The 7,452-nt window shown below is 73.4% G+C and carries 3 protein-coding genes; all 3 read right to left on the reverse strand.

Annotated elements, in window-relative coordinates; translation table 11 throughout:
- Positions 1-30 precede the first annotated feature (30 nt).
- Entirely contained in the window at positions 31-3,390 is a 3,360-nt protein-coding gene (locus tag G6030_RS07660) for an arabinosyltransferase domain-containing protein (RefSeq protein WP_182642714.1), read from the reverse strand.
- Between the two features lie 22 nt (positions 3,391-3,412).
- Positions 3,413-6,703: an arabinosyltransferase domain-containing protein gene (locus G6030_RS07665; RefSeq protein WP_182642716.1), complete on the reverse strand. Its 3,291-nt coding sequence runs from the start codon at positions 6,701-6,703 to the stop codon at positions 3,413-3,415.
- A 122-nt stretch (positions 6,704-6,825) separates the two neighbouring features.
- Positions 6,826-7,452: arabinofuranosyltransferase (locus tag G6030_RS07670; protein ID WP_182642715.1), on the reverse strand; the 627-nt coding region annotated here is incomplete at its 5' end.

Here is a 7,452-nt window from a genome sequence, read left to right on the forward strand (position 1 = left end):
AGGCCGGCGCGATCCCGCGCGCTGAGCGGGTCACTCGGGGTCGGTCACGAAGATCGGCCCCTCGGGCTGCCACCAGCCCCAGCGGGTCTCGGTGCCGGTGGTCACCTCGGCTGGCGCCGGCGGCTCCTCCTGGTACGTGCCCAGCGGGGTGTAGGCCTCGATCGAACCCCAGTCCCGGTTCCAGTCGTGCCGCAGGTAGGAGGGGATCGTCCGCGCCCGCTGCGCGGTCTCCACCCAGCCCAGCGGCCCGCCGGCCTCGTACGACATCCAGGTGCTCGTGGCGCTGACCGCCAGCGGACGGTCCGGCAGGATCCGGTACTCGGGCAGCTCGGCCACGCCCGCGTAGTGCGCGAACGGACGCTGGCAGGGGAACTGCAGGCTCACCGCCCAGTCCAGCAGGACCGGCGATTCCGAACCCACCATCTCCTGGACCGTCACGAGCTCGGGAGCGCGCGGGGGCGTGATCGCGGCCCACTGCTCGGGGGTGAGGTCGTTGTCGTCGACCCGGACACGCATCACGTCGGCGTCCGCGGGGGCGTCCTGCATGTCCACCCGCAGGTTCCGCCACGTGGGGGCGGGGCCGATGTCGAACGGGACGACCGGCTCGCCGACCGTCTCGACGCCGGCCTCGCCCGAGCGGCCGAACTCCACGACCACGCTCTGGCCGTACTTGTAGATGCCGTCCGCGTCGAAGCGGCCGATGCGACCCGCCGCCGAGATGACCAACAGCGGATGCGACTCCCGGTTCTCCGGCAGGCGGTACCAGCCGGTCTCCAGGCTGGCCTCCCGCTGCGGGCCCACCAGGAACGAGCCGAGCACCGGCGTGGTGGCGGGATCGAGCCCGAAGGGCAGTGCGACGGTCGAGGAGTTGACGCCCTCGGCGCCCCGGCCGCCTCCGGTCCCGGCGCTCTCGCCGGTGTTGACCGACGGGCCGCCGCCGGGCTCCGAGGTGGTGTTGGCGGCGCCGGGATCGGCGACCACCGCGTCGGCGGACAGGTCGGGGGCGACACCGTCCGGCGTGAACCCGGTGTTGTCGCCCGCCTCGATGGCCGCGGCGCGGTCCCGGGGGTCGACGGTCCCGTCGGGCAGGGGTGTGGCGTCGAGCGGGGTGAGCATGCCGGCGTTGGCGTCGGGCTCGACGAGGACGCGGTCGGCGAGCATGCAGGGGTTCCCGGCGAGCGCGGACAGATTGCCGGCGGCGATCGTGTACGCTGGGAACTGCTTGTGGACACCCTTGGCGAACGAGGCGATCGAGAAGATCACCAGCAGGCCCGCGACCACGGCGATCGGTGCGGCGGCGAAGGTCCGCACGCGGCGGCGGCCCTCGGTGGTCCGGGGCGCCTTGTCGCCGGTGTAGTCCCGACGCAGGTGCTGCCACCCGGCGTAGGCGAACGTCAGCACCGCCAGGACGAGCAGCACGGTGGCGGCGTCGATGCCGCGGATGCTCGGCGCCTTGTCCCACCAGGGGATGCCGTAGCTCGAGACGTACCACCAGCCGTTGGGGCCGGCGAACGCCAGCGCCACCACCACGAGGATCACGCCGAGGAACAGCGTGCGGTTGCGGGCGGTGCGGACGGCGGACGCGGAGATCGCCAGGGCGCCGAGGGCCGCGATCGCGCCGCCGATGCCCGCGTAGACACCGAAGTGGTGGGTCCACTTGGTGGGCGAGAACATCATGAAGAAGGCGGTGCCCACGACCACGCCGACCAGGCGCCAGACCGGGCCCGAGGCGGCGCCCGGGACCTTGCCGCGGCGTAGGAGGGTGCCGACGACGACGGCGAGGCAGAGCAGCACCAGCAGGACCGGCAGTCGACGGGCGAGCGAGCCGTCCACCGTCGGGATCATGAGGTAGTAGTAGCGGACGAACTCCTCGAACCAGCTCAGGCTCGGACCGATCTCGCCGCGGACCCGGATGGCCTCGAGCACGGCGGCGAGGGTCTGCACGCCGAACACGCAGATGAGCACCATCGTTCCGGAGGCCAGGACGGGCGCGACGAGCGCGAGGTGCGAGCCGATCACGCGACCGCGGACGACCACGGTGCGGACGACGGCCCGCAGGCCCATGAGCAGGGCCGCGACGGCCATGAGCCCGGTGGGGCCGGTGGCCAGGGAGAACGACGCGATGATGACGGCGATCGCGTACGGCAGCATCCTCCGGGTGGCGATGGCCCGCTCCACGGAGACCCAGGTCAGCAGCGCGCCCAGTGCGATGATGGGCTCGGGCCGCAGGCCGTTGTTGAAGGCCATCCAGAAGGCGAGGAAGACGGCGGCGGCGCTCCACACGACGACCGGCGTGGTGCGGGCGGCGCGTCCGAGGCGGGGCAGCACCTCACGGCTGATGACGAGCCAGCACAGGATCGCGGCGAGGAGGGCGGGCAGCCGCATCCACGGGCTCGCGGTGGACACGTGGGCGAACAGCGTCAGCAGGTCGTAGTAGGGGGAGCCGAACGGCGACTCGGGGACGCCGTACCAGCGGTAGTAGTTGGCCATGTAGCCGGCGGGATCGGCGGCGCGGGCCATGGACAGGATGTAGCCGTCGTCGGAGGTGTTGCCACCGATGAAGTGCCAGACGCCGAGCGTGCCGATCACGGCGATGTCGGGCGGACGGATGCGGAACCAGCCGCGCGGCAGGAAGCGACGTGCGCGGCGGCCGTCGGTCTGGTCCAGCGCGTGCAGCGCCCACAGGGCGACGGCGGTCGACAGCAGGCCGATGACGATGGCCGCCCACTTCCACGCGGTGGGGTCGGTGGTGAAGCGGGAGTCGACCTGCACGGTCACGTCGAGGCCCTCGGGCACCGCGGTGTCGGCGGGCAGGTCGGTGTAGACGCCCACGACCATCGGGCGCAGGTCGTCGGCGTCGACACGGCGCGCGGCACCGTCGATGCCGTCGAACGACGCCTCGACGTAGGTCGGCGCGGCGACGACGCCGAGCTGCGTGCAGTCGCCGGCCTCGACCCGGTCGCGCGGAGCGGAGACGATGACGCGGTTGCGGGAGACCACGTCGACCGTCTCGGCGGAGGCCCGGACGAACAGGGCGCGGTCGCCGGCCTCCTCGCCACCCGCCGGGGCGGTGGACAGCAGGATCCCCCCGTCGGCGGGCAGCTTACCGACCAGGTCGCACGGCGCGGTGGCGGTGAACCGCTGCGGGGAGTGCGCCATGAGGGGCGCGGTGACCGAGCCGACCGATCCGTTCTGCGGCCACTGCACGGTCGAGGTGGTCTGGGAGACCGGCAGGAACGGCAGCGCCAGGAAGCACAGCGTGCCCACGAGGCCGCTGACGATGGCGATGAGCCGGAGCCTCGCGACCCGCGGGTCGGCGGCGATCGCGCCGGGGGCCGGACTGGGAGCCGGGGGATGAGCCGGGGACGGTTCCGGGGAGGAGTCTGACACGACAGCCGATTCTAGGCGACGATCAGTTCATCGGACCCGGCGTGGTCCAGCCCCAACGCACCTCGCTTCCGCGCAGGAGCTCGGCGGGGGTGGCGTCCGGGTCGAGGGGTTCGAACCGCTGCAGCGAGCCCCAGTCGCGGGCCCAGTCGTGGTCGAGGTAGGTGGGGACGGTGATGGCCTCGACGGTCTGCCTGGTCCACAGGAGCGGTCCGCCGCCGCCGGCGCTCTGCCACCAGTTGGCGGCGGACGACGACTCGCGGTCGGCGAGGATCCGGTAGCGGGGGATCTCGGCGACGCCCCCGTTGTGGACGAACGGCCGCTGGCACGGGAAGGCCAGCGCGACGACCCAGTCGATGAGGACGGGGTCGGTGTGGCCGACGACCTCGTCGAGCGTCCGTAGGCGCGGGTTCCGGGGCGGGGTCACGGCCAGCCACTGGTCGGGGTCGAGGTTGCCGTCCGTGGCCACCACGCGCACGACCTGGGCGTCCTCGGGGATCGAGTCGAGCGGGATGCGCAGGTTCCGCCAGGCGGGCGCGGGGCCGACGTCGATGGGGGTGGTGGAGCCCATGACCTCGAAGTCGGTGGGCCCGGTCGCGCCGACCCGGCCGGGGCGCCCGTACTCGATGCGCAGGGCGCCGTTGCCGATGCGGCCGGCGGCCGCCATCACCAGCAGCGGGCGGTTGGCGCTGCGGGCCGGCAGCTCGTACCACGCGGAGGTGAGCTCGGCCGCGACCTGCGGGCCGCGCCGGTAGGAGCCCAGGACCGGGGTGGTGTCCGGGTCGAGACCGAACGGTAGCGCGACGGTGGATCCGTTGACGGTGACGGCGCCGCGGCCGCCGGTGGTGCCGGCGTCCACGCCGTCGCCGGGCTCGCGTTCGCCGGACTCGGAGGTCGCGAGCGCCCCGGAGGCCTCCGCGCTGTCGACGGTGATGGAGTCGGGCAGGCCGTTGGGGGCGAAGCCGTTGACGACGCCCGCGCCGAGGGAGATCTCGGGCCCGGCGCCGACCGCGCTGAGCAGGCCGTCGTTGGAGTCCTCCTCGACGAGCACGGAGTCGGCGAGCGCGCACGGCTCGCCGGACAGCGCGCGGATGTTGCCGCGGCCGACGCTGTAGGCGGGACTCTGGACGAACACGGCGGTGACCGCGGAGACCAGCTCGAAGATCACCACGGAGAACGCGACCACCGTCAGCGGGGTGCCGCCGATGCCTGCCCCCCGGCCACGGCCACGGCCCCGGCCCCTGCGCCGGGCGGCGGGGGTGTCGGCGTGGGTCCGCAGGAACGGCGCCGCGCGCCGGATGCGGCGCCACAGGGCGGCGCCGGGTTCCTCCGGGACGAGGCCGGAGTGGATGAGTCCGGCGACGAGCAGGCACACCAGGGCGCCGATGAACGCGACGTACTGGACCTGGACCCCGCCCACGGCGGGGAAGGTGTCGGAGAAGGGGATGCCGTAGTCGGAGACGTACCACCAGGTGTTGTTGGTGGCGGTGGACAGGCCGACGACAAAGCACAGCGCCGCCCACACCAGCCAGCGACTCCGGTTAAGTGAGACCGTCGAGGAGCGCAGGGCGATGACGGCCAGCACGGCGAGCGCCCCCGCCAGACCGGCGAAGACCCCGAAGTGGTGGGTCCACTTGGTGGGGGTGAACACCAGGAACAGCAGCGATCCCGCGAGGACGCCGATGAGTCGGCGCGAGGGCCCGGCGGCCGCGCCGGGGATCTTGCCGCGCCTTAGCATGACGGCGGTGACCAGCACCAGGCACATGAGCATGAGCAGGACGGGGAACCGGCGGGCGACGCCACCGTCGGCGGAGACCCCGAACAGCGCCTCCCACCGTTCCTTCTCCCCGTACCAGGGCAGGCTCGGCCCGAGCTCGGTGCGGATGCGGGTGGCCTCGAGGACCGCGGCCAGCGTCTGGTCGGCGAACACGGTGTAGAGCAGCGCGAGGCCCACGGCCAGGACCGGGCCGAGGATCGGGGCCCACCCGACCACCTGCGCGCGGCGCCGGGCCATGCTGAGGAACTCGCGGGCGCCCGCCGCCAGCGCCGCGACACACATGAGCCCGGTGGGGCCGGCGCCGAGGGAGAACGCGGCCACGCCGATCGCCGCGACGCCGGGCACGAGCCGGCGGGTGGCGATGGACCGCTCGACCAGCGACCACGTGAGCAGGGCGCCGAGCGCGATCACCGGCTCGGGCCGCAGCCCGTTGTTGAACGCCATCCAGAAGGCCAGGAACAGGGCGGCGCCGGTCCAGCGCGGTCCGCGCCAGGTGCGGGCGAGGCGACCCAGCCGGGGCACGACCTCGCGGCTGATGATGAGCCACGACAGGATGCCGCACAGCAGGGTGGGCAGCCGCATCCACGGGCTGGCGGTGGAGATCTCGGCGAACACGCGCAGGATCTCGTAGTACCAGCCGACCGGGGACTCGGGGGAACCGAGCCAGCGGAAGTAGTTGGCCATGTACCCGCTGGGCCCGGCCGAGCGGGCCATGGTGAGCAGGTAGCCGTCATCGGAGGTGTTGGCGCCCACGAGGTGCCAGAAGCCCAGGACGCCGATGACGACCCCGTCGACCCCGGACAGTCGCGACCAGGACCGCGGGACGAAGCGGCGGTGCGAGCGGCCGTCGATGCCGTCGAGGCGGTGCAGGAACACCACGGAGGCGAGGGTGGCGAGCACCCCGATCACCATGAGCACCAGCTTGAGCGCGGTGGGGCTGGAGGAGTACCGGGAGTCGACGGTGACCTCGACCGTGGACTCGCCGAGGCCGTCGGGCGCGGTCACGGGCGTGAGGTCGGTGAAGACCCCGGTGACCTGCGGGCGCATGGTCCCCGGGACGGCGGCGCGGACCGCGTCGTCGGCGTCGTCGGGGTCGCGCTCGAGGCCGGTGAACTCGGCGACGAGGATGCCCGTCTCGGCGCGCACGTTCAGCGTCTCGCACGCGGGGTCGCGCAGGGTGGACAGCGGCACCGACAGCAGCGTGATGTTGCGTACCGCCACCTCGATGACCGGGTCGCCGGCCGCGTCCTCGGCGCGCTGGACCACCAGCCCGTCGGAGATCCGCCCGGGGGCGCCCTCCGGCAGGGTGGAGAACACGATCGTGTTCTCGGGGACCTGCGCCAGCGGCGCGCACGGTGCGGTGATGGTGAGGTCGAGCGGTCGCCCGGAGACGAGCGGGGCGGTGACCGAGGCGTAGTCGGGCCCGGCCGTCCACTGCACCCGCGTGGTGTCCTGGTGCACGGGGAGGAACCCGGCGAGGATCGCCAGGACCGCCCCGAGGAAGCCGGTGATGACCGCCCACCGGCGGTCGCGGTCCATGCCGGAGTACGGGTGCAGACCGAGTGGACGCTCGATGTCGGTGTCGCGCACCCCGTCGTCGTCGCCCCGTCCCACGGTTCCCGTCCGCTCCGCTGTCATCGCCTGATCACCGCACAGCCTCCTCACCTGACCGTGATCACGGCGAACGGGCCCACGTCGTGGACCTCGAAGTGGTCGCCCTCGACGGCCTCGCCGGGGATGGTGACGCCGAAGCGGCGGACGTTGGGGTCGTTGGGGTAGGTGTCCTCGGCCAGGCGCAGGGTGAAGCCGTCGCCCGACCGGCGTGTGACGATCGCGTCGGGGCCGCGCCACGGCGTCTCACGCATCATCGCGAACAGCTCGTCACCGCTGGTGGCGTCCTGCCACGCGACCATGGACTCGTTGCGGTCGGCGTACCGCCCCAGCGGATTGGCGTAGTGCGAGGTGACGGCCTGGTAGGCGAAGTACGGATGGTAGGCCAGGAACGCGTCGGCGGTGCTGGCGACGACGAGGTCGGTCCGGTCGCGGCCGGGGAACGACTCCCGGATGACGCGGTCGACCTCGGCGTAGCGGGACTCGGGGCCGGGCGGGTAGCGGTCGGCCCGCTCGCCGTGACCGTCCGTGTCGGTGTAGGCCAGCCGGATCTCGTCGTGCAGATGGTCGGGGATCCCCTGCGCGTGGGCGAGCACGGCGAGGGCGGACAGCACACCCACCACGGCGCCGGCCCGCCGGCGACGGTCGGCGGCCTCCGCGGCGGGCCGGGCCCCACC

Origin of the sequence: Dietzia sp. E1, from assembly GCF_014145015.1 — a bacterium.
GTDB classification, from domain to species: Bacteria; Actinomycetota; Actinomycetes; order Mycobacteriales; family Mycobacteriaceae; genus Dietzia; species Dietzia cinnamea_A.